10 protein-coding genes and 1 tRNA gene are annotated in these 23,904 nt (G+C 71.6%); 4 read left to right on the forward strand and 7 right to left on the reverse strand.

Annotated elements, in window-relative coordinates:
* From ACFY3C_RS02710 to ACFY3C_RS02720, 3 genes are read right to left on the reverse strand one after another with little or no spacing between them, the layout of a single operon-like run.
* Entirely contained in the window at window positions 1-8,058 is an 8,058-nt protein-coding gene (locus tag ACFY3C_RS02710) for an amino acid adenylation domain-containing protein (protein WP_390769436.1), read from the reverse strand.
* A complete protein-coding gene (locus ACFY3C_RS02715) occupies window positions 8,039-11,347 on the reverse strand; it encodes a type I polyketide synthase (RefSeq protein WP_390769437.1) in 3,309 nt (1,102 codons plus the stop codon). Before ACFY3C_RS02715 ends, ACFY3C_RS02710 begins: the two co-directional genes overlap by 20 nt.
* Window positions 11,348-16,723: an acyltransferase domain-containing protein gene (locus ACFY3C_RS02720; RefSeq protein ID WP_390769438.1), complete on the reverse strand. Its 5,376-nt coding sequence runs from the start codon at window positions 16,721-16,723 to the stop codon at window positions 11,348-11,350.
* Window positions 16,724-17,139: 416 nt separating this feature from the next.
* Between ACFY3C_RS02720 and ACFY3C_RS02725 the strand changes: the two genes are divergently transcribed.
* Window positions 17,140-18,210 carry a LuxR C-terminal-related transcriptional regulator gene (locus ACFY3C_RS02725; protein WP_390769439.1) on the forward strand — a complete coding sequence of 357 codons (1,071 nt, stop codon included), beginning with the start codon at window positions 17,140-17,142 and terminating at the stop codon, window positions 18,208-18,210.
* Window positions 18,211-18,283: 73 nt separating this feature from the next.
* Here the strand turns inward: ACFY3C_RS02725 and ACFY3C_RS02730 are convergent.
* Window positions 18,284-18,357 (reverse strand) — tRNA-Pro (locus ACFY3C_RS02730).
* Window positions 18,358-18,461: 104 nt separating this feature from the next.
* Between ACFY3C_RS02730 and ACFY3C_RS02735 the strand changes: the two genes are divergently transcribed.
* A complete protein-coding gene (locus ACFY3C_RS02735; RefSeq protein ID WP_390769440.1) occupies window positions 18,462-18,983 on the forward strand; it encodes a DUF309 domain-containing protein in 522 nt (173 codons plus the stop codon).
* 66 nt (window positions 18,984-19,049) lie between these two features.
* A complete protein-coding gene (cobF, locus tag ACFY3C_RS02740) occupies window positions 19,050-19,829 on the forward strand; it encodes a precorrin-6A synthase (deacetylating) (RefSeq protein ID WP_390769441.1) in 780 nt (259 codons plus the stop codon).
* 46 nt (window positions 19,830-19,875) lie between these two features.
* On the opposite strand, the gene ACFY3C_RS02745 is transcribed toward cobF, so the two are convergent.
* On the reverse strand, window positions 19,876-20,622 hold the full coding sequence (locus ACFY3C_RS02745; RefSeq protein WP_390769442.1) for a cobalt-precorrin-6A reductase: 747 nt from the start codon (window positions 20,620-20,622) through the stop codon (window positions 19,876-19,878).
* A gap of 69 nt (window positions 20,623-20,691) precedes the next feature.
* Here ACFY3C_RS02745 and ACFY3C_RS02750 point away from each other — a divergent pair, with 69 nt between their 5' ends.
* Complete coding sequence (locus ACFY3C_RS02750) at window positions 20,692-21,471, forward strand: TIGR01458 family HAD-type hydrolase (RefSeq protein WP_390769543.1); 780 nt, start codon at window positions 20,692-20,694, stop codon at window positions 21,469-21,471.
* On the opposite strand, the gene ACFY3C_RS02755 is transcribed toward ACFY3C_RS02750, so the two are convergent.
* Complete coding sequence (locus ACFY3C_RS02755; RefSeq protein WP_390769443.1) at window positions 21,460-22,233, reverse strand: sulfite exporter TauE/SafE family protein; 774 nt, start codon at window positions 22,231-22,233, stop codon at window positions 21,460-21,462. The genes ACFY3C_RS02750 and ACFY3C_RS02755 overlap by 12 nt on opposite strands.
* A gap of 100 nt (window positions 22,234-22,333) precedes the next feature.
* Window positions 22,334-23,845: a long-chain fatty acid--CoA ligase gene (locus ACFY3C_RS02760; protein WP_390769444.1), complete on the reverse strand. Its 1,512-nt coding sequence runs from the start codon at window positions 23,843-23,845 to the stop codon at window positions 22,334-22,336.
* Window positions 23,846-23,904 lie beyond the last annotated feature (59 nt).

The raw sequence follows: 23,904 nt of genomic DNA on the forward strand, positions 1-23,904 counted from the left end.
TCATGACGCGCCGTCCACGGGTGCGCGCAGCGCATCCCTCAGCTCGCCGGCCAGCGTGATCAGCTGCGCCGAGCGCATGACGCTGAAGTGGTCGCCGGGTACGTCCACCACCTCGGCGTCACCGGGCAGCAGGCTCAGCCACCGCTCGGCGGTCTCCTTGGACGCGCCGCCGTTCTCGGCCCGGTAGAACCGGACGGTCCCCTCGTACGGCTGCGGCCGATGGGCCAGCAGGGCCCGGGAGTTGACGGTGAAGCGCTGCACCACCCGGCCGAGGCTCTCCACGTCGATGTCGTGCGGCAGTACACCTGCCGTGCGGGCCCGCTCGTACAGCACGGCCAGCGCATCGGCGCCGTGCGCGTCGCCGAAGGCCTCCGGCGGCAGGGTCCAGTCGCTGTCCGCGAGCCCGGCCAGGTCGCCGGCGAACCAGGACAGCAGCGCCGCCTCGGTGATCTCGCCGGACGCCGGACCCGGCGGTTCCAGGAGATCGATCACCGCCACCAGGTCGACCTGGGCTCCGGAGGCGGTGAGCCGGCGGGCGATCTCCAGCGCGATCACGCCGCCCATGGACCAGCCGCCGAGCCGGTAGGGCCCGTCCGGGACCGCCGCGGTGATCGCCTCGACGTAGTGCGCGGCGAGATCGGCCACGGTGGCCAGCGGGGTCTCGGTGTCCGGGACCTGCAGCGCGTAGACCGGCTGGTCGGCGCCGAGCAGCCCGGCCAGCTCCGCATAGCAGAGCACATCGCCGCCGACCGGGTGCACGAGGACCAGCGGGACCTGAGTGCCGCCGCTCTGGATCGGCACCAGAGCCCTGCGGCTGTGTTCCGCCCCGGCCTCGCCCAGGACAGTGGCCAGCGATTCGATCGTCGGGTGCGCGAACAGGGTGGCCAGTGGCAGCGTGCGGCCGAAGCCCTGCTTGATCTGGGCCATCAGACGCACGGCGAGCATCGAGTCGCCGCCGAGATCGAAGAAGCTGTCGGTGATGCCGACCGATTCCGTGCCGAAGAACTCCTTCCAGATCGCCGCCAGCCGGGCCTCGATGCCGTTGCACGGCTGCATCCGCCTGCCGGTGCCGGCCGGGCCGTCCGGCTCCGGTAGCGCCGCGCGGTCGACCTTTCCGTTGGCGCTGAGCGGAAGTTCGTCGAGCAGCACGATGCGCTGGGGCACCAGATAGCCGGGCAGCAGCCGGTCGAGCGCCTGCCGCAGACCGGATTCGGTCAACTCCGTGCCGCGGTCGGCGACGGCATAGGCGACCAGGCGTTTGGCGCCCCGGGGCGGGCCGGCCGCGACGGCGACCGCGGTGCGGACCCCGGGCTGCTGGGTGAGCGCCGCCTCGACCTCGCCCAGCTCGATCCGGTAGCCGCCGATCTTCACCTGGAAGTCCTCGCGCCCGAGGAATTCGATGGTGCCGTCGGGCAGATACCGGCCGAGGTCGCCGGTGCGGTACAGCCGCTCACCGGTGGCCGGGTGCCGGATGAAGGCGGCCCGGGTCTTCGGCTCGTCGCCGAAGTAGCCGCGGGCCAGGCCGGCGCCGGCGATGTAGAGGTGGCCTGGCACCCAGTCCGGGCACGGCTGCAACGCCTCGTTCAGCACGTGGAACTGCTGATTGCGCATCGGCACCCCGTACGGGATGCTCGCCGCGGCCGGATCGACCTGCTCGACGGGGTGGACGATCGACCAGATGGATGCTTCGGTGGCCCCGCCCAGACTCCAGATCGCGACGTCCGGCAGCAGCCGGCGGATGCGCCCGGGCAGTGCCACCGGGATCCAGTCCCCGCTCATCATGACCACGCGCAGCGGCGGCGTCGTCCGCGCACCGGCCGGCGCGTGCTCGGTGAACATCTCCATCAGCGCGGGCACCGTGTTCCACACCGTGACCTGGTGGTCGTCGACGAGCTGCGCCCAATGCGCCGGTTCGCGCTGCGCGTCCGCGGCGGGGAGCACCACGGCACCGCCGGCGGCCAGCATGCCGAAGACGTCGTACACGGACAGGTCGAAGTTCAGCGCCGACAGCGCGAGCACCCGGTCCCGGCTCGTGATACCGAACCGCTCGTTGATGTCCCGGATGGTGTTGACCGCACCGGCGTGCTCGATCATCACGCCCTTGGGGACGCCGGTGGACCCGGACGTGTAGATCACGTACGCCAGATCGTTCGCCGTGGTGGCCGGCGGCGCGAGCGGCTCGTCGCTCTCGGTCAGGGTGTCCGGATCGTCCACCGCGATACGCGTGATGCCGTCCGGCCACTGCGAGCGCTCGTCCACCCGGGCCTGGGTCAGTACGAGGGAAATGCCGGCGCCGGCGAGGAGCAGCCGCAGCCGCTCGGCCGGTACGGCGGCGTCGATCGGCACATACGCCGCACCGGACTTGGTGACGGCGACGGCCGCGGCGACCTGCTCCCAGCCCTTCTCCATGACCACGCCGACGAGGACGCCCGGGGCCGCGCCGCCGGCCCGCAGCCGGCGGGCCAGCCGGTTGGACAGCCCGTCCAGCTCGCCGTAGCTCAGGGTGCGATCCGGCGCGATGACCGCGGTCCGGTCCGGATGGCGCGCCGCGTGCCCGGCGAACGCGTCGTGCAGCAGTTCGTCCGTCAGGGGCGCTGCCGTCGCGTTCACCTTGCGCCGCACCTCCAGCTGGCCGCCGGGGACGAGCACCGCGGCCGGCCGCTGCCAGGCGCCCTCGTCCTCGCACAGGCCGCGCACCACGTCGACGTAGGCGTCGAACATCTCGTCGATCATGCCGGCGGGGAAGAGTTCCGCGAGGAAGTCCCAGTTGAGCACCAGGGCGCCGGAGTCCTCCACGACCTGGTGGTCCAGCCACACCTGAGGGGTGCGGATCTGGCTGGACACCTCCCGGCCGTTCGCCCCCATGCCGAGCAGGTGCTGTGCGAAGCCTCCGGCCGCGCTCGCTCCGTCTCTGGCGGCGAAGTTGATGGTGCTGGCGAACACCACCGGCATGCCGGCGCCGGCCGCGTTTCCGCCGGCCCGGTGCAGCTCGCGCAGCACCTGCACCCCGCTGACCCGGCTGTGTTCCAGGTCCTGCCAGAGCTGTTTCTGCAGCCTCTCGGCACGTGCGGTGAAGGCCTCGGCCACCGGGCCTCGCACCTCGAGCAAGGTGGTCGCGCTGAAGTTGCCCACCACGCTCTCCACATCGGGGTGCAGCGGCGCGCGGTTGAAGACCAGCAAGTTGAGCGTGAAATGGCTCGACTTGCTCCAGGCGGCGAGTACTTGGGCGTACGCGGTGCACAGCGCGGCCGAGGGGGTCACCCCTGCGCCGGCGGCGTACTGCTTGAAGCGCGCCCAGCTGTCTGCCTCGATCCGGCCGGAGCGATGGGTGAACTCGGGCTGGGTGAGGGCGGATGGGCTGATGGCGAGGGGCAGCTCCGGCGCGGGCGGCAGCGTCTTGACGCGTTCCCGCCAGTACGACAGGGAGGCGGCATAGGCCGGCGACTGCTGCTGCTCTCTGGCCGCAAGGACGTAGTCCCGGTAGCTGACCGCCAGTTCGGGAAGCCGGCCGCCTGGATCCTGGTACGCGGCCGCCCACTCCCGGAACAGCAGCGAGGTGCTCCAGGCGTCGATGATCAACGCATCCAGCCCGATGTGCAGCCGGGTGCGCCGATGGTCGATGCGGGTGGCGCGGATGTCGAACAGCGGCCACACGGTGGTGTCGAACACCTGGTGCTTCATCTCGTGGTGGATCTCCGCCAGCCGCCGCTCGCGCTCCTGCTCGGTGCACTGCGAGAGATCGACGAGATGCGGCTCGTACGGCGGCACGTCCGCGAGCACCCGTTGGGTTCCCTCCGGATCGACGACCGCGCGCAACATGTCGTGCCGGTCGATCAGGCGCCGGAACGCGGCGGTCAGCCGGTCGAGATCGACGTCGTCGAGGTCGACCTCGATGAAGAAATAGGTCGACACATTGCCGAGTTCGAAGGCGCTCGACCGCCCGACCAGGTAGGCCTGCTGCAGATCGGTCAGGGTGAACGGCTCGAACCGGGCCGCGCGGTCGTGCACCAGCTTGCGGTCGGCCGTCCCGGGCGGCGTGTCATGCGCCGGCTCCTCGGACAACGGGTCCGGGCCGGCGAGCAGGGACCGTACGTGCTCGCCGAGATCGGCGACGCTGCGGCCCTCCAGAAAGGCTGCCAGGGGAAGGGAGACGCCCAGCTGCGCGGACAGTTTGTCCTTGACCTCCAGCGCCATCAGTGAGTCGAGGCCGAGGTTCGGGAGAGGTTCGTGCCGGTCGAGTTCGGCCTCCGGCGCACGCAGGGCACGGGCCACCGTGCTGGTCACCAGCGCCGGTACGTCCAGTGCGGCGACGGGGGTGCTGTCCGCCACGGCATGCTCGGCCGCCGTCCGGCGCGAGGCGGCCGGCACCGGCGCGCTGCGCTGCAGGGAGGACCGGTCGGCCCGCTTGAGGTAGACACCGCTGAACTCCGCGACGGGGCGCCCGTCGGCCTCCGTCAGTCGCACGTCGGCGGTGAGCATCGCGGCCGGATCCGAGGCGGGCAGCAGCTTCGCGTGGCAGTACAACTGTCCTGCGCCGTCATGGCCGTGGAAGGTGAACCGGTCGATGCCGACGAGCATGAACACCCCGTCCGCCGGACTGTCCGGCGGCAGACAGGCGAACAGCAGCTGGAACGCCGCGTCGGTGAGCCCGGGGTGCAGCTGGTACGGGTCGGTCTCGCCGGGCCGCGGTGTCCGCATCCGGGCGACGGCTTCACCCGGGGTGTGCCAGATGTGGTCGATCCACTGCACCGAAGGGCCGAGGTAGCTCTTGCGCCGCCAGAGCTGTTGGTAGAAGTCGGCCCCCTGCGTTTCGCCGGCGAGCTGCGCTGCGACCGTCTGCGGATCCGGTGCGCGGGTGCCGGACGGCTCGATGGCAGCGGCCGGACCGAGCATGCCCTGCGCGTGCAGCACCCACTGGTCCTCGATGCCGGCCTGGTCCGCGGCGGCGTAATAGTGGTACGAGGCGCTGGTGTCGTCCCGCGGCTGGAGCACCAGCTGCACCGGCCGCCGCTGTTCCGGGTCGAGGATCAGGCTCTGCGGTATGAGGCAGTCGGTGACGAGCAGCGGCCCCTGGTGGCCGAGTTCACGGGCTGCCGCCAGCGCCGTGTCCAGGTAGACGCCGATGTTGACCACGGTGAGGCCGTCCACCACGCAGTCGGCGAGACATGGGTGCACGTCGGCGTCGAGACGGGACTCGAACTGGATCGCGTCCAGCGGCGAAGGGATGCGCCGGCCGAGCAGCGTCCGCGGCCCGGCGGGGGCGTCCGGCGCAGGCGACGCGGTCCTGTCGCTCGGCTGGAACCAGTGCCTGCTCCGCTGGAAGGGATAGGTCGGCAGGACCACCTTCCGGCGGTCCGCTCCGTCGGCCGGGCCGGCCCAGTCGACCTCGAAGCCGCGGACGTACAGCTCACCGAGGCTGTCCAGCAGCACCCGCCGGTCCTGCTGCCCGGGTCGCAGCGACGGCAGGAACGCGGCGGTTTCGCCGGACGCGGCGTCGTCCGGGGCGAAGCGCTTGGCCATGCCGAGGAGCGTGGGCGCCGGGCCGACCTCCACGAACGTCCGGTAGCCCTGCTCGAACAGCTCGTTCATGCCCGCCAGGAACTGGACCGGGGCGCGCACGTGCTCCCGCAGATACGCCGCGCTGAACGCCCCCTCGCCCGTGAGCGGCTTGCCGGTGACGTTGGAGATCACCGGGATGCGCGGCGCCGCGTACTCGATCTTGGCGGCTTCCCGTTCGAACTGGTCCAGCATCGGCTCGATCAGCGGTGAGTGGAACGCGCGCGAGACCGTCAGCCGCTTGGACTTCACGCCCTGCCCGGCGAGCGCGGCCAGCAGTTCACCGACCGCTGCGTCCGCGCCGGAGACGACGACGCTCTGCGGTCCGTTGACCGCGGCGATCGACACATCGGTGGCGAACGGCCGGAGCGCCTCGGCGACGACCTCGGCCGGGGCGAAGACGCCGGCCATGGCTCCCGGCACGGTCAGCTCCGCCATCAGCTGGCCGCGGCGAGCGGCGAGCAGCAGCCCGTCCGCCAGGGACATCACGCCGGCGACACAGGCCGCGACCAGCTCGCCGACGCTGTGCCCGAGCACGGCCGCGGGCTCGATGCCCCACGACTTCCACAACTGCGCGAGCGCGTACTCCACCGCGAACAGAGCCGGTTGTGTGTACTCGGTCTGGTGGATGAGCGCGCCGCCACCGTCTCCGCCGTCCAGCACCTCCCGCAGCGAACGCCCCAGCACGGGCGTCAGCACCTCGTCGCACTGGTCGATCACCCGGGCATACACCGGTTCGGTGGCATACAGCGTCCTGGCCATCGCCGGGTACTGCGCCCCCTGCCCGGTGAAGAGGAACACGGCCTTGGGCCGGAGGCCGAACGACACGTGGCCGCGCCGTACCTCCGCGGCGGCCCGGTCCGGGCCGGCGGCCGCGGCCAGGGTGTCCGCCAGCTCGGCCGCCGTCGCGCCGACCGCGGCGAGCCGGTGCGGGAAGTGCTCGCGGCCGGTGGTCGCGGTGAAGCAGATGTCCGCCAGGGCCGCACCGTCCGCTGCTTGGGTGAGGGTGCGTCGATAGCGTGCCGCCAGGTCGGTGAGGGCCGCCGGGCTCTTGGCCGACAGGGTGAGCAGGTGCGCCGGCCGGTCCGGTGCCGCCTCCGGGCGGGCCGCCGCCGGTGCCTCCTCGACGATCACATGGGCGTTCGTGCCGCTCGCACCGAAGGAACTCACCCCTGCGATGCGGGGTTTGTCCGCGCGCGGCCAGGGCGTCACTTCGGTCGGGATCTCGATGCCCAGTTCTTCGAGGGCGATCTCCGGGTTGAGCGTGCTGAGGTTGCGGTGCGGGGGGATCTCCTCGTGCTGCAGCGCGAGCACCAGCTTCATCAGCCCGGCGATCCCGGAGGCCGGTTCGAGGTGGCCGACGTTCGTCTTCACCGAACCGACCCGCAGCGGGCCGCTGTCCCCGCGGTCGCCGAGCACGGTACCCAGTGCACGCAGCTCGATCGGATCACCGAGGGGCGTGCCCGTGCCATGGGCTTCCACATAGCCGACCTCGGCGGCGGTGACCGAGGCGGCGCGCAGGGCGCGGCTCAGGACGTCCCGCTGGGCCGCCCCGTTGGGCACGGTGATCCCGCTGCTCCGCCCGTCCTGGTTGACCGCGGAGCCACGGATCACCGCGTGGACGCGGTCTCCGTCGGCGACGGCGTCGGACAGCCGCTTCAGCACGAGGATGCCGGCGCCCTCACCGCGCACATAGCCGTCGGCGGCGGCGTCGAAGGTCTTGCACCGGCCGTCCGCCGCCAGCATGTTCGCCTTGGACAGGACGACGAACCACTCGGGCGACAGCAGCACGTTCACCCCGCCGGCCAGCGCGGTCGTGCAGTCGCCCGAGCGCAGGCTCTGGCAGGCGAGGTGCACGGCGACCAGCGACGACGAGCACGCGGTGTCGACCGACATGCTCGGCCCGGACAGGCCGAGCCAGTACGACAGCCGGCCGGCGGCGAACGTCGAGGCGCTGCTGGTGAGCCCGTACGCCTCCAGGTCGGGCAGGTCGACCTGCTGCAGCTGCTGCTGGCCGTAGTCACCGTTGGTCACGCCGAGGAACACGCCGGTGGAACTGCCCCGCAGCCCTGCCGCGCTGATCCCCGCGTGCTCCATCGCCTCCCAGCCGACCTCCAGCACCAGGCGCTGCTGCGGGTCGAGCCATGCGGCCTCCCGGGGTGCGACCCCGAAGAAGCCGGCGTCGAACTGGTCGACCTGGGGCAGGAAACCCGCCCGCCGGGTGACCGTCTTGCCGGGCGCGCCCGGCGCCGGGTCGTAGTAGGCGTCCGCGTCGAAGCGGTCCGCGGGGATGTCCGAGATTCCGTCGCCGCCGGCGCGCAGGAACTCCCAGAACTCGTCCGGAGTCTGCGCCCCGCCCGGCATCCGGCAGGCCATGCCGACGATGGCGATCGGCGCGGCCAACGCCTGCTCGGCCTGTTCGAGCCTGCTCCGCAGCGTCCTGATCTCCCGCAGGCTCTGCGCCAGGACGGACTGCCGCATGTCATCCTTCGTGCTGCTCATCGGATCCTCCCTGCCGAGCGAGCGGTGCTCCGATCTCCTCCGCGAGGAACGCGATGAGTTCGTCTTCCGACATCGTGTCTATGTCCCCGTCCGAGATCGCTTCCGTGCGGCTGGGCGCGGGGTTCCCGATGGGTCGCGCGGGCTGCTTCGCCGAGTCTTCCGGCGGGAGTACGAGGGTGAGCAGGTGATCGGCCAGTGACTCCACCGTCGGATACTCGAAGATCACCGGGGCGGGCAGCCTGCGTTCGAGTCCGGCCTCCAACCGGACGCGGACCTGCGTTGCCAGCACGGAGCTCATGCCGAGCTGGAAGAACCCCGAGCGGGGATCGAGGCGGTCTGGCGGGTATTCGAGGACTTCGGCCACGGCGTCGAGCACGAAGGCGAACATGGTCTCGCGCCGTACGGCGGCCGACTCGGCGCGTAGCCGCGTGAGCAGGCCGCCACCCGGCTGTTCGAGGGGGGCCTGCGCCGAGGCGGTGGCCGACGACGACGGGGTGGCCGCTCGCATCGGAGCGGCCTGCGCGGCCTCGGCACCGGACCGGCTGTGGAACCAGAAGCGCTCCTGCTGCCAGGCATAGGCCGGCAGCGGCACCACGTGTCCGGTGGCCGGCACGAGATCGTCCGGCAGCCGGCCGCCGTGCGCATACAGCGCCGCGCGGCCCTCCAGCATGCCGTAGCTCTCCGGTTCGTCGCGCCGCATGGAGGGCAGGAGGACACCTTCGCCGCCCAGCCGGGCCAGACCCTGCTCGACAGCGGGCAGCAGAATGGGATGCGGGCTCAGCTCCACGAACACGCCGCTCCCCTGCTCGGCCAGCGACCGCACAGCCGGCCAGAACAGCACCGGCTCCCGCAGATTCCGGATCCAGTAGTCGGTGTCGAAGCCGCTGCCGTCACACAGCTCGCCGGTGACCGTGGACAGGATCGGAATGGTGGACCTCCGCGGAGTCAGCCCGGCCAGCTCCGCCGCCAGCTCGTCGCGCAACGGGTCCATCTGCGGGCTGTGCGACGCGACGTCCACGCTCACATGCCGGCAGAACACATTGCGGTCCCGCAGGGATTCCGCCAGCGCGTTCAGCGTTGCCGGGTCGCCGGAGAGCACCGTCGACATGGGGCTGTTGCTCACCGCGACGGACACCCGGTCGCGGCAGTCGGCTATCGCCTTGTCCGCATCCTCCATGGACAGACCCACGACCAGCATCGCGCCCTGTCCACTGACCTTGCGCAGCAGCGCACTGCGCCGGCAGATGATGCGGGCGGCGTCGTCGAGGCTCAGCGCCCCGGCGACGTGAGCGGCGGCCACTTCGCCCATGCTGTGCCCGACCACCGCGGTCGGATGGACGCCGAGCGACCGCCACCGGGCTGCCAGCCCGACCCCGATGGCGAACAGGGCCGGCTGGATGAGGTCGATCCGGTCGAGTTCGTCGCCGCGGAACCCGTGGATCTCTTCGATCACCGAGCCGGTCCGCCACCGGCGCATCGCTTCGTCGCACTCGGTGACCGCCGCACGGAACACCGGGCACTGCTCCATCAACTCGCGCCCCATGCCGGGCCGCTGCGAACCCTGACCCGGGAAGACGAACACGGTCCCGGAGCCGATCTCACTCGACGTGCGGCCGGTCACCACCCCCGGGCCGGCCCCGTCCGCCAGCCACCGGCTCAGCCGGTCCGCTGCCTCTTCGGCGGTCTGCGCCACCACGGCGGCCCGGTGCTCGTGCGGTGTACGGCGGCGCGCCGCCGTGAAGGCGATGTCCCGCAACGGGTACGCCGCACCCGCGGGCGAGGCGAGGTAGTCGCGATACGCCTCGATCGTCCGCGTCAACGCCCGCGCCGTCCGGGCGGAGACCGGGATCACCACCGGCCCCGTACCGGCGTCGTCCCGGGTCTCGGGGCCGGCCTCCGGAGCCGGCCCGATCAGCGCATGGGCGTTGGTGCCACCCGCGCCGAAGGCGCTCACCGCACCGTGCCGGCGGTCCTCCTCGACGTCCCAGGGCAGGCGCTTCGTCGGTACGAACAACCTGCTGCCGTCCAGCGAGATATGGGGGTTGAGCTGCTCGAAGTGCAGGTTGGGCGCGATCGCCCGGTGCTGCACGCTGAGCGCGACCTTCATCAGCCCGGCGATCCCGGCACCCGCCTCCGTGTGGCCGATGTTCGACTTCACCGCGCCGAGCGCGCACGCGTCCCCGGCCTCGTTCTGCCCGCCGTAGACCTCGTTCAGGGCCTCGACCTCGATCGGGTCGCCGAGTTCCGTGCCGGTCCCGTGCGCCTCGACCAGCGTCACCTGGGCCGGCGACAGACGGGCGTTCTCCAGTGCCCGCCTGATCACCAGCTCCTGGGCCCGGCCGCTCGGCGCGGTGAGCCCGTTGGTCAGTCCGTCCTGGTTGACGGCCGTCCCGCGGATGACCGCAACCACCCGGTCGCCCGCCGCCTGTGCGTCGGACAGCCGCTTGAGGACGACCGCGCCGACCCCCTCGGCGCGCACGTAGCCGTCGGCGCGCGCGTCGAAGGTCTTGCACCGCCCGTCCTGCGCCATGGGCAGGCCCTTGACGTGGGTCATCGTGGTGATCGGCGACATGATCAGGTTGACGCCGCCGACCACTGCCATGTCGCATTCCTGGCTGCGCAGGCTCTGGCAGGCCAGGTGCACGGCCACCAGCGACGACGAGCAGGCGGTGTCGACGGTGAGGCTGGGGCCGCGCAGGTCGAGCAGATAGGACAGCCGGTTGGGAATCACGCAGTTGAGGCCACCGGTGATGGTGTAGCCGTCGATGTCCTCGGGGTCCGCCATCTGCATCTGCAGGTAGTCGAGGCAGTTGGTGGCGAGGTAGACCCCGGTCGCGCTGCCCTTCAGGCCGTCCCGGGTCTGCCCGGCGTCCTCCAGCGCCTCCCAGGCGACCTGGAGGAACAGCCGCTGCTGCGGGTCCATACGGGCCGCTTCACGCGGTGAGATGCCGAAGAAGTACGGGTCGAACAGGTCGACGTCGTCGATGAACCCGCCGAACCGCATGGGCATACGGCCGGGCACATCGGGATCGGCGGCGTAGAAGTCGTCGAGGTTCCACCGCGAGGCCGGGACCTCGGTGATGGCGTCCACGCTGTTCTCCAGCAGCTGCCAGTACCGGTCCGGTGAGGTGGCGCCTCCGGGGAAGCGGCAGCCCATGCCGACGATGGCGATGCCTTCTCGCTTGGCCTGCTCCAGCGAGTCGATCTTTCCGCGCAACTCCTTGAGGGCGGCCAAGGCCTTGTGCAGGCCGGAATTTCCGGATCCAGTGGTGTCGGGCACCGTAGTCATCTATATCGCATCCACTCGGCTCATCAGCTCCGCGGTCTCACGCTCGAGAAGTTCTTCCTCGGTCAGGGTTTCGGCACTTTCTCCGTCGCCGCCGATCGGTGGTGAATCGACCGTCGAACCGGGAGTGCCGACGAGCTCGCCGGGGGCTGCGCCTTCGGTGTCGATCCCCAGCTTCTGCGCCAGGAAAGCGGTCAGGTCGATGATGGTCGGGTAGTTCCAGAACACCGTTGCGGGCAGCCGCATCCCGAATGTGCTCTGCAGGGCGTTGCGCAATTCGAGCGCCATCACCGAGTCGAATCCGAGTTCCCGCAAGGGGCGTTCGGGCTCGATGCGGGCTGCCGCGAGTTTCACGATGCGCGCGACCTGTTCGCAGAGCACCGACTGCAGCACCGCGCGGCGCTCGGCCGCCTGGTGCAGTCCGGAGAGCAGGTCGCGCACCGGGACCGCACCGTCCTCCTGCGCCGGCTCCTGGCCGTCGGCGACCGCGGTCGCCGGCTCGGGCAGCTGCGCGCCACGGGTGAGCAGCACGCCGGTCGCGGTGAGGACGACCGCGCCGTCGTCGCCGAACACCCGTAGCTCGGCGCGCAGTTGGTCCGGATCGCCGGGCAGCGATGCCACCACGGCATGCACCCAGCCGACCGTGACCGGTGCACGCCACCAGTCGAGTTCGCTGATGCCGGTGACCACGGCCGTCGGCGGTTTCCCGGCGTCCTGCTGCCCATGCAGTGCGGGCGCGACGGCTGCCTGGAGCGCGACTTCGAGCAGCGCGAGGGAGGGGCGCGCCCCGGGCACTGCGCCGCGGGCCGCCGTCAGATCGAAGCGCACCAGTGCTTCCCGGTCCGAGACCGCGGTGCGTTCGATGCCCCGATAGGCGGGGCCGTAGGCGAGGCCGCGGGCCGCCAGATCCCGGTAGTAGTCGGCACCGCTGACGGCGTCCGGCAGGCGGGCGCCGATCTGCTCGGCGGACAGCGGTGCCGAAGGCTCCTCGGGCCGGCCGGGCACGAGGACCGCGGAGGCGAACTCGTCCATGTCCGTGCCGCGCTGCTCGAACACCCGGAAGACATGCTGCTGCCCGGAGACGATCACCGCCTGCACCCGCCGCCAGGCGTCGCCGGACAGGGCGAGGGGCCGGAGAAAGCGGAGGTTCGTGACGGTGAAGCGGACCTCGGGCGCGGTCTGCGCCGCGGCGCTGAGCGCCATCTCGGCGATGGCGGCGCCGGGCAGAACCGGCGTGCGGGCCACCCGGTAGTCCGTCGCGGCCGCGGTGTTCTCGTCGAAGTCCATCTGCCAGTAGTGGGTGCCCGGCTCGATCGCCGAGTCGATGCGCTCGCCCAGCAGGGCGCCTGCGTTCGTCCGGGGCCGCGGCACGCCGTCGCCGGACCGGCCGAGCCAGTACCGCTCCCGCTGCCACGGATAGGAAGGCAGGGTCATGTGCCGCCCGGGGGTCAGCACCTGCCGCATCGACGGGGCTCGACCGCGCACGTAGAGGCTGCCCAGGGAGGACAGCAGCGCGGCCCGCTCCGGGTGGTCCCGGCGCAGCGACGCCAGGGTGGTCACGTCCGTTCGGGCGTACTCGGCCGTCTGCTGCACCGAGGGAAGGAGCACCGGATGCGGGCTCAGCTCGACGAAGGTGCGCACCCCGTCGGTCATCATCCGCATCAGCTGACGGGAGAAGAGCACCGGCTCGCGGAGGTTGCGCGCCCAGTACCGCTCGGTCAGCTCGGTTCCGTCGAGCAGTTCGCCGGTCACCGTGGAGTACACCGGAACGCGCGCGGCTCGTGGCGTGATCCCTTCGAGCAGCGGCTGGAGTTCGGCGCACAGCGGATCCATCTGCGGGCTGTGCCCGGCGGCGTCCGCCGCCTTGATCCACCGCCAGAACACGTCGTCCGCATCGAGCAGCTGCCCGATCCGGGTGAGCACTGCCCGGTCCCCGGACAGCACCGTCGACTGCGGGCTGTTGCTCACCGCGACGGACACGGCCTGTTCATGGCCGGTGAGCACCTGTGCCGCCTGCTCGAGGTCTAGCTCCGCGACCAGCATCGCACCGCCCTGGCCGGTTGCGCGCTGCAGCAGCCGGCTGCGGTGGCAGATGATCCGGGCCGCGTCGTCGAGGGACAGCGCACCGGCGATGTGCGCGGCCGCGACCTCGCCCATGCTGTGGCCCACGATCGCATCCGGCTCGATTCCCCAGGAGCGCCACAGCGCGGCCAGGGCGACCTGGACGGTGAAGACGACGGGCTGCACCACGTCGACCCGGTCCAGGTGCGATTCCTCCGGGCCCGCGGTCAGCTCCGCGAGCACCGACCAGCCGGTGTGGGGCCGGATCGCCGCGTCGCACGTACGTACCGCCGACTCGAACTCCGGCTCGCTGCGGAGCAGTTCGGTGCCCATGCCGAGCCACTGCGAGCCGTGCCCGGAGCAGATGAACGCGAGCTTCTCCCGCGCCTCGGCGGCCCGCCCGGAAACGGCGCCCTCCGGGTCTGCGCCGTCGGCGAACGCACGTAGTCCCTGGACGAGTTCGTCCATCGTGGTGGCCACCGCCGCGAACCGGTGCGGCTGGCCGGCCCGACGGGCCAGCGCACCTGCCAGGTCGCGCGGCTCCACATCGGTCGTGCCGGCCTCGGCGGCTTCGGCGACCCGGCCGGCCAGGGCGCGCAGCGCCGACGGTGACTTGGCGGAGAGGGTGACCAGTTCGGGCCTGAGCCGCCGGCCGCGGCCGGGCCTGTCGAGGGCGGCGAGCGTGTCGCGCACGCCGACGCGGTCGTCCTCGCCACGGCACATGCTGCCGAGCACCACCGCGTCGCTGCCCAGGTCCGCCACCGTCTGGCGCAGCGCCGAGCCGAGCACCGGGTGCGCGCTCAGCTCCAGCAGCACCCCGATCCCCTCCGCGAGCAGCGCCCTGGTGGCATCCAGCAGCCGCATCGGCGCACGCAGACTGCGGGCGAAGTAGGCGGCGTCCATCTCGTGCCACGGCACGACCGCGCCGGTCAGCGCGGAAGTCATCGGAACGCGGCCCGGCCGTGGGGAGATGCCGGCCGTCGCCGCCGCGAAGTCCGCGGTCACCGGCTCGACCGCCGCACTGTGCACGGCGACGTCGATACGGACCATCCCGCACAGCACGCCACGTTCCTTCAGCCGGGCGAGCACGCCCTCCAGCGCGGATGCCTCGCCGGACAGCCCGGTGGACCGCGGCCCGTACTCGGCGGCGACGACGACCTGTTCCGTGACGAACTCGGAGAGTTCGGCCGCGGGCAGCTCCACGACTGCCATTCCGCCGCCCTGGCCGGCCAGTCGCTGCTGTGCCTGGCTGTAGTGGTACACCGTGCGGACGGCATCGGAGGTGTCGAGGATTCCGGCGATCGCCGCGGCGGAGATTTCACCGAAGCACGCGCCGGCCACCGCGTCGGGCTCGACTCCGCGCGCCCGGAGCACAGCGGCGAGCCCCAGCTGAACGGCGAACAACACCGGCTGCGCGACGTCGACCCGGTGCACGCGTTCCGCCGCGTCCACGGCGAACAGCTCGTCGGCGATCGACCATCCCGCCATCGGCGCGAATTCGGCGTCGATGCGCTGTACGGCAGCCCGGAAGGCCGGTTCCGTACGGAACAGGTTCCGCCCCATGCCGACCCACTGATGTCCGTGCGGGGAGCAGACGAACGCCGTCCTGGCATCGGGGTCCACCGAAGTACCGGTCGAAGCCCGGGCAGGGAGTCCGACCGGCTCACCGGACTGCGCCCGGCCATCGGGTCCGACCGGAGCGTGGGAGCCGGGCGGGCGCAGCGCGGGCATGGCCGGCTCCTGCCAGCCCTCCAGCACCATGTGCACATTGGTGCCGCCCCAGCCGAAGGAGTTCACCCCGGCCAGCAGCGGGCGGTCCTGCGGCCACGGCTCCAGCGCGGTGGGCACGCGCAGTCCCCAGCCCTCGAACGCGATGTGCGGATTGGGGGTGTGAAAGTGCAGGTTCGCCGGCAGCGCGCGGTGCTGCAGGCTGAGGATCGCCTTGATCAGTCCGGTGACGCCGGCGGCGGCTTCCAGATGACCCATGTTCGTCTTGACCGAGCCGATCCGCAGCGGGCTGTCGGTCGGGCGCCCGGGCGAGAAGACCGCGCCCAGCGCGGCCGCCTCGATCGGATCGCCCAGGCTGGTCCCGGTGCCGTGAGCCTCGACGAAGTGCACGTCGGCGGGCGAGACGCGGGCACGTGCGTAGGCGGCGCGCAGCACCTCCTCCTGCGCGAGGGGACTCGGCGCGGTCAGCCCGTTGCTGCTTCCGTCGTTGTTCGCGGCCGATCCGCGGATCGTGCACCGGATGCGGTCGCCGTCGGCGAGCGCGCGCGACAGCGGCTTCAGCACGACGACGCCGCAGCCTTCGCCGCGGGCGATGCCGTCGGCCGCCGCGTCGAACGCCTTGCAGCGCGCATCCGGGGAGAGCCCGCCCATGTTCGCCAGCGCCGCCGTGGTCGTCGGGCTCAGCATCAGGTTCACGCCGCCGGCCAGCGCCGTCGTCGACTCACCGGCCCACAGGCTCTGGCAGGCCAGGTGCACCGCGAGCAGCGATGCCGAGCATGCGCTGTCCACCAGGACGCTGGGCCCGCGCAGTCCGAGCACGTAGGAGAGGCGGTTCGCCACCATGTTCAGTGCCCGGCCGGTACCGGAATAGAACGAGAGCGGCTCCCGGCCCTCCTCGGCGAGGTCGGCGTAGTCGTGCCAGATCGCCCCGGCGAACACACCGGTGCGACTGCCTTCGAGTGCTTCGTTCGCCAGGCCGGCGTCTTCCAGCGCTTCCCAGGCGACTTCGAGGAAGAGCCGCTGGTTCGGGTCCATTTCCCGTGCTTCACGCGGCGATATGCCGAAGAAGAGCGGATCGAACCCGTCGACGGGATGTTCCAGGAATCCGGCTCTGCCGGAGATCGCCGCTGCGACCGGAGCCAGCCGCGGATCGGGCGGCGCGTCGACGTTCCACCGGCCGGACGGCACGTCGCGAATGGCGTCGCCGCCGCTCTCCAGCAATTGCCAGAACGCCGCGGCGTCAGGCGCCGAGGGCAGTCGGCAGGCCAGCCCGACGACCGCGATCGGTTCGTTGACAACCGCGCTAGGCCGGTCGCGCTCTGTGCTGCCGACCGGTTCCGGCAGCGCCAGGTCGGCGCCGGAGGCCAGGCATTCGGAGAGCGCCGAGACGGTCGGATACCGCCACAGCAGCACCGGCGACAGCCGCCTGCCCAGTTCATCCGACAGGGCATGGATCAGAGTCGCGGCACGCAGTGAATCCAACCCGAGTTGAGCGAACCGGTCCGCGTCGCCGATGCTCCGCGGGTCGACGTCCAACAGTCGTGCCAGTTCCGACCGAATACAGTCGGCTATTACCTCACCTCTGGACAAGAACTTCCCCCGTGACTATGACGAGCCGGCATCCCCATAGGCGCCACCGTGGAACGGCTAAGGATTTCTGGTGCCGACCGGTTTGCCGCCCCAACCGGTGTCTTGGCCATCACCGACAAGACAGCGACATACCACCAACGAACGCGTCACTTTTCCCCCGTATCCGTGTCCACCATGCAGAACGCCCCACGTTCCGATGTCTGCCGGCCTTGCCGCAGCACACCTCATCGGTGTCGAGAATGCGGGGCCGGCCCTTCCGGCGCGGGGACACGTACCGCGCCGGAGCCACGGAGATCGACGGCCGCGCCGCGAACCTCCGCAAGCGAGGCTACCTGGGGCGATCGGTGCCTGGTAGTGTCGTATCCCTGACTGTCGGTTATGCGACGCACGCTCCTCACTGACCCAGGCCCCGCACCATGCTCAATTCGGCCGTCTCGACCCGATCGACCAGCTGGATACACCGGATGCCGCAAATGATCGCCAGTGATGACGCACTTCTTCTCTACGCGCACGCCGCAAACCAGGTGGAGTTCGACCCGGACCAAGTGCACATCGAGCTCGGCATCACCGCGGAGCGAGCCAAATCCGCTGTCCGGGAACTGGTCTCGTTGCAGCTGGTCCAACCATGCGTGCACTGCAAAACCTCACTGACCTGCGTCGATCCGGAGCGGGCGGCGGCGCGGGCGCTGGCCCCGCTGGAGCGGCAGGCGCATGAACAGCGGGTGGCGATCGACGAAATGCGGGCCGGTTTCAAGGAACTGTCCGACTGGTATGTGAACTGCGCAACGACCGGCCGCGGTTCGCGTTCGATCGAGCTGATCACCGATCTGACGACAGTGCTTGAGGTGATCAGCCAGTTGGCCGACAAGGCGACCACCCAGGTGCTGACCGCCCAGCCGGGCGGCGCCCGGCCCGAGGAATCCCTCGCCGAGGCGATGTACCGCGATGAGGCACTGATCCGCCGCGGAGTTTCACTGCGCACCCTGTACCAGCACTCGGCGCGTTACAGCCAGCCGACCGCCGCGTACGTCGAGCGATTAACCGCGCTGGGCGCGGAGGTTCGCATCGTCCCGGGGGAACTCACCCGGATGATCATCTTCGACGACCACTGCGGGCTGCTCGAAATCCAGGACAACAGCAGCGCAGCCCTGATCGTCGGCGACCGCCACGTGGTCCAGTTCATGACGCAGGTCTTCGAGCGCACCTGGCTGACCGCAGAACCGTTCGCCAGACCCGCACCGGACGGAACCGCGAAGGGCGCGATCGAGGGCGTGCGGGCCACCATCATGTCGTTGCTCGCCGCCGGGCTCGACGACCGGTCGATCGCCAAGCGGCTCGGCATATCGCAGCGCACCTGTCAGCGGCACGTGGCCGAGGTGATGACGATCCTGGGGGCGACGAGCAGATTCCAGGCCGGCTACCTCTACCGGGAGGCCCAGTCCCGGCAGCCGGCACAAGACAACAAGGCGCTGCCGCCTACGACTTGACCGGCGGCCAAGAATGATCAAGAGGCCGTACCGGATTACTCCAGCACGGCCTCCGACCTGCGACTTCGCAAAGTCGGGACGACAGGATTTGAACCTGCGACCCCTTGACCCCCAGTCAAGTGCGCTACCAAGCTGCGCCACGTCCCGATGCGCTCACTCGCGGTGACCCGCGTGATCGCGCGAACAGAACTTTACCCCACCGGCGGGGGTGCGCCGAAGAGGGACCGGGGCGAGGCGGGACAATCGGTCGTATGGGAGACACGGGCGCAGCAACGGGGAGGCCGGCGGGCGGCCGGGACCGGGACGTGGCCGGGCGGGCGCGGAGCGCCCGGCCGCGGGACGGGCTGGGGCGGCCACTGCCGTACGGGACGCAGGGGGTCGAGCGTCAGCCGGAGGGAGTCGTACGGACCCCGGCGGAGACGGTCGCCGAGGCGCAGGCGCTGCTGGACGCGGGCAAGCCCTTCCATGCGCACGAGGTGTTCGAGGACGCCTGGAAGTCGGGTCCCGACGAGGAGCGCACGCTGTGGCGGGGGCTGGCCCAGCTGGCGGTGGGGCTCACGCACGCGGCCCGCGGCAACACCACCGGCGGGGCGCGGCTGCTGCGGCGCGGCGCGGGTGCGATCGAGGAGTGGGCGGCAGAGCGGGGCGATGCGCGGCCGTACGGGATGGATGTCGCCGGGCTCGCCGGGTGGGCCCGGGGCCTGGCCGGGCGGGTGGAGCGGGGGGCGGGGCCCGTCGACGCCGGGGCCGAGGCGCCGCGGCTCCGTTCCTGAGCGGCGCCGTCGCGGGCCCGCGGAGGCGGTGGGTTCACTGTCGGTGGCATGCGGCAGACTCGGGGTGTGCGAAAGATTCATGTCATCGGTATCGGTGCGGGCGATCCCGACCAGCTGACCCTGCAGGCGGTCAAGGCACTGCGGAGCACGGACGTGTTCTTCCTGCTCGACAAGGGCGAGGTGAAGAGCGATCTGACCCAGCTCCGCCGGGACATGGTGGACGCACACCGGCCCGAGGGCGGATACCGGGTGGTGGAGGCCCGTGACCCGGAGCGGGACCGCGGGGCGGGCGGGGCCGCGTACTCGCCGGCCGTGGAGGACTGGCGCAGCGCCCGCGCCGGTATCTACGAGCGGCTGATCGCCGAGGAGCTGGGCGAGGACGGCACCGGGGCGTTCCTGGTGTGGGGGGATCCGTCGCTGTACGACAGCACGCTGGGGATCCTGGAGGAGGTGCTGGCCCGGGGCGCGGTGGAGTTCGAGTACGACGTGGTGCCCGGCATCAGCAGCGTCTCCTCGCTGGTGGCCCGGCATCGTACGGGGCTGAACCGGGTCGCCCGGCCGGTCCAGATCACCACCGGGCGGCGGCTGGCGGAGGGGTTCCCAAAGGGGGTGGACGACGTCGTCGTGATGCTGGACGCGCACCAGACCTTCCGGAAGTACGCCGAGGAGGACATCGACATCTACTGGGGCGCGTACCTGGGCACCCCGGACGAGATCCTGGTCTCCGGTCCCCTCGCCGAGGCGGCCCCGCGCATCGAGCGGTTGCGCGCCGAGGCCCGGGAGCGCAAGGGGTGGATCATGGACACGTATCTGCTGCGCAGGCACCCCGGTCTCCGGGAATCCTGACGTCCTGACGGGCGGGTCGAGAGGACGGGACCGACGGGTTCAGTGATCAGGAGCCGTCGAACCCCAGCCGGTCGAGTACGGCCGTCACGTCCGGCACCGCCGTCACGCCGTCGGGGAGCGGGGGGCGTCGTACGACGACCACGGGCAGCCCGAGTTCCCGGGCGGCCGTCAGCTTGGCTGCCGTGGCGTCGCCGCCGCTGTCCTTCGTCACCAGCACGTCGATGGCATGGGCGCGCAGCAGCTCGGTCTCCTCGGCGAGGGTGAAGGGGCCGCGGGCCAGGATCATTTCGGTGTGCGGCGGGAGGGGCGCTTCGGGCGGGTCGACCGACCGTACGACGAAGTGCAGGTCCGTCAGGTGGGCGAAGGCCGCGAGGCCCAGTCGGCCGGTGGCGAGGAACACCCGGCGGCCGAGGCCGGGCAGGGCCTCGGCGGCAGCGGCCAGGGACGCGACCTCGTACCAGCGGTCACCGGGGCCCGGGCTCCAGCCGGGGCGGCGCAGGACGACCGCCGGCACTCCGGTGGCCGTCGCCGCGCGGGCCGCGTTCGCCGTGATCGACTCGGCGAAGGGGTGCGTGGCGTCGACGACGGCGTCCACGCCATGCGTGCGCAGCCAGTCGGCAAGGCCCTCCGCGCCACCGAACCCGCCGATCCGTACCTCGCCGACCAGCGTGCTTGGGCGGGCGACCCGGCCGGCCAGTGACGTGGTGACCCTGACTCCGGGGCGGGCGGCGAGGTCGGCGGCGAGGCGCCGGGCCTCGGTGGTGCCGCCGAGGATCAGGATGTGCGGGGACATGGGGGTGAGCGTACGAGGTCAGCGGCAGCGATCCGCCGCCCGGGTCGCTAGGGTCCGGCCATGGAATCCGTGGAATCCGTGCGTGCCGTGCTGATCGACATCGACGGTGTCCTCACCGTCTCCTGGAAGCCGCTGCCGGGTGCGGTGGAGGCGTTGCGGAGGATCCGCGCGGCCGGTCTCGGCGTGGCCCTGGTGACCAACACGACGTCCCGGACGCGGGCGTCGATCGCAGAAACCCTGGCGGGAGCCGGTTTCGAGGTGGATGCCGAGGACGTCCTCACCGCGCCCGCGCTCACCGCCGCCCACCTCGCCGAGCACTTTCCGGGTGCCCGATGCGCTCTGGTCAACAGCGGGGACATCGAGGAGGATCTCGGTGGCATCACCCTGGTCGACGAACGTCCCGACGTGGTCGTCCTGGGCGGTGCCGGGCCGGAGTTCGACTACGCCGCGCTCAACCGGGCCTTCGGGTTTCTGCAGCAGGGTGCACGGCTGCTCGCCGTGCACCGCAACCTGTACTGGCGGACCGAGGCCGGGCTGCAGCTGGACTCGGGCGCTTTCCTGCTCGGGCTGGAGAAGGCCGCGCGGGTCGAGGCGGAGGTCATGGGCAAGCCGTCCCCGGCGTTCTTCGAGGCGGCACTGGCCCGGCTGGGTGTGACTGCGGACCAGGCGCTGATGGTCGGCGACGACGTCGAGTCGGACGTGCTCGCGGCACAGCGCGTCGGCATCGCGGGGGTGCTGGTCCGTACGGGGAAGTACCAGCCGGAGACGCTCGCCGGCGCGAGCGGGACCCCGGACCACGTCGTGGACACCTTCGCGGATCTCCCGGCGCTGCTCGGGCTAGCGCAGTAGCAGCTGCAGGCCGCCCACGATCGTCGCGGCGATCACCAGTTGCTCGAACAACCGCTGGTTGATCCGGTTCACAGCCCATTTGCCGAACAACGCGCCGGGCACGACGAACACCACGAGCGCCGCGTCAAGGAGCAGCGAGCGGCCGTCGATCAGGCCGAGTCCGGCGCTGAAGGGCACCTTGGACAGGTTGACGATGAGGAAGAAGAAGGCCGACGTGCCGAGGAAGCCGAGCTTGCGGAACCCCGCCGACAGGAGATACATCGACATCACCGGCCCGCCCGCGTTCGCGACCATCGTCGTGAACCCGCCGAGGACGCCGTACGAGCGGGCCTTCATCCGGCCCGCCCGGGTGGTCACCGCGTCCGGCTCGTCCCCCGCCTCGGCCCCGCGCCGCCGCCACAGCGTGACCCCGGCCATCAGCAGCAGGATCGCGCCGATCGAGGTCCGTACGACCTCGTCGTCGGCCCACACCAGGAACAGCGTGCCGACCACCACGCCGGCCGCCACCGCCGGGAACAGCCGCCACAACGTGGGCCAGTGGGCGTGCCGCCGGTAGGTGAGGACGGCGAGCACGTCGCCCGCGATCAGGACCGGCAGCAGCACGCCGGTGGAGGCGCGGGCGGGCAGGACCGCCGCGAAGACGGCGAGGCTGACCGTGTTGGCCCCGCTGACGGCGGTCTTGGAGAAGCCCACGAGCAGGGCCGCGAAGGCGAGGGCGGCGAACTCCCAGCCGGATATGTGCCAGAGCGTCATCGTGTTCATGCGGGAACCGATGCTATGCGCACGCATCCGGCGTCGTAAGGACCGTCTCGCAAGGCGGTCCGCACGCCCGGCGTGCCGGGACCGGTGTGCCGGGCCCGGCTCAGCGGGCGCCGTAGCGGGCCCGCAGCTCCCGCTTGAGCACCTTCATGCTCGGCCCGAGCGGCAGCTCGTCCGCGAACTCCACGCGGCGCGGGTACTTGTGCCGGCCCAGGTGCTCCTTGGACCACTCGGTGATGCCGATGGCGTCGGGGGCGGTGCCCGGTGCCGGCACGACGACGGCGCACACCTCCTCGCCGTGCAGGTCGTCGGGCAGGCCGATGACGGCCACCTGGGCGACCTCGGGGTGCCGCATCAGGACCTCCTCGACCTCCCGCGGGTACACGTTGTAGCCGCCGCGGATGATGACGTCCTTCTTGCGGTCGACGATCCGGAGGAAGCCGTCCTCGTCCTTGGTGCCGAGGTCCCCGGTGCGGAACCAGCCGTCGACGAGGGCCTCGGCGGTGGCCTCGGGGCGGCCGAGGTACCCGGAGAAGACGTTGTGGCCGCGGACGACGACCTCGCCCAGTTCGCCGGGCGGCAGGAGGTCGATCCGGTCCTCCACCTCGGCGCGGGCGACCTCGACGTCGATGCCCCACAGCGGGTGGCCGACGGTGCCGGCCCTGGTGCCGAAGACGGGCTGGTTGACAGTGGCCGTCGGCGAGGTCTCCGACAGCCCGTACCCCTCGTAGATCCGCGCGCCGAACGCGGCCTCGAACCGCTCCAGTACGGCGACCGGGAGGGAGGCTCCGCCCGAGATGCACACACGCAGTGCGGGCAGGGCGCCGGCCTCCGCTGCGGCCGCCGCGAGCGCCACGAACATGGTCGGCACCCCGTGGAAGGTGTTCACGCCCTCCTTCGCCATCAGCTCGATGGCGCGGGCCGCGTCGAAGCGGGGCAGCAGGACGAGCGTGGCACCCGCCCGCCAGGTGGAGTTGAGCGAGACGGTCTGGCCGAAGGCGTGGAAGAGGGGCAGCGCGCCGAGCGCGATGTCGTCGGCGCGGATGTCGTTGGCGTCGAAGGCGTTGACGGTGGCGTTCATGACCAGGTTGAAGTGGCTGAGCACGGCGCCCTTGGGGACGCCGGTCGTGCCGCTGGTGTAGAAGATCACGGCGGGGTCGTCGGCGGCGCGGGTGAGGTACGCCGGGAGCGGCTCGGCGTCCGCGGCGAGCTTCTCGAACTGCTCGCCCAGGGCGACCGCCTGGACGCCGGTGGCGGCGGCTGCGGCCCGGCCGGTCCCGGCCTGGGCCGGGTGGACGAGGAGCAGCGTCGCCCCGCTGTCGCGCAGAACGTGCTCGACCTCCCCGGTCGACAGCAGCAGGTGCACGGGGACCACGACACCGCCGGCCGCGGCGATCGCGTAATAGGCGACCGGGAACTCGGCGGTGTTGGGGGCCATCAGCGCCACCCGGTCCCCCGGCCGTACGCCGAGTCCGGCCAGTGCCCCGGCCTGGGCGAGGGCCCGCTGCCACACCTCGGCGAAGGTGAGCCGCAGATCACCTTCGACCAGAGCCGTCTTCTCGGGGCGGCGCCGGGCGTTCTCGGCGAGGATGGCGGCGACGGACAGGGTTGCCATGGAGTGGTGCTCCGTTTCCTTGCTGCGGCTCGTGTACCGAATCCCCTTGCGGGAAAACC

The sequence above is a fragment of the Streptomyces sp. NPDC001410 genome (assembly GCF_042895235.1).
In the GTDB taxonomy this organism is placed as follows: domain Bacteria; phylum Actinomycetota; class Actinomycetes; order Streptomycetales; family Streptomycetaceae; genus Streptomyces.

Coding starts and splice junctions, on each gene's coding strand:
- ACFY3C_RS02760 (WP_390769444.1), bottom strand. CDS start 23,845: ATGGCAACCCTGTCCGTCGCCGCCATCCTCGCCGAGAACGCCCGGCGC.
- ACFY3C_RS02725 (WP_390769439.1), top strand. CDS start 17,140: ATGCTCAATTCGGCCGTCTCGACCCGATCGACCAGCTGGATACACCGG.
- ACFY3C_RS02735 (WP_390769440.1), top strand. CDS start 18,462: ATGGGAGACACGGGCGCAGCAACGGGGAGGCCGGCGGGCGGCCGGGAC.
- ACFY3C_RS02715 (WP_390769437.1), bottom strand. CDS start 11,347: ATGACTACGGTGCCCGACACCACTGGATCCGGAAATTCCGGCCTGCAC.
- ACFY3C_RS02710 (WP_390769436.1), bottom strand. CDS start 8,058: ATGAGCAGCACGAAGGATGACATGCGGCAGTCCGTCCTGGCGCAGAGC.
- ACFY3C_RS02755 (WP_390769443.1), bottom strand. CDS start 22,233: ATGAACACGATGACGCTCTGGCACATATCCGGCTGGGAGTTCGCCGCC.
- ACFY3C_RS02745 (WP_390769442.1), bottom strand. CDS start 20,622: ATGTCCCCGCACATCCTGATCCTCGGCGGCACCACCGAGGCCCGGCGC.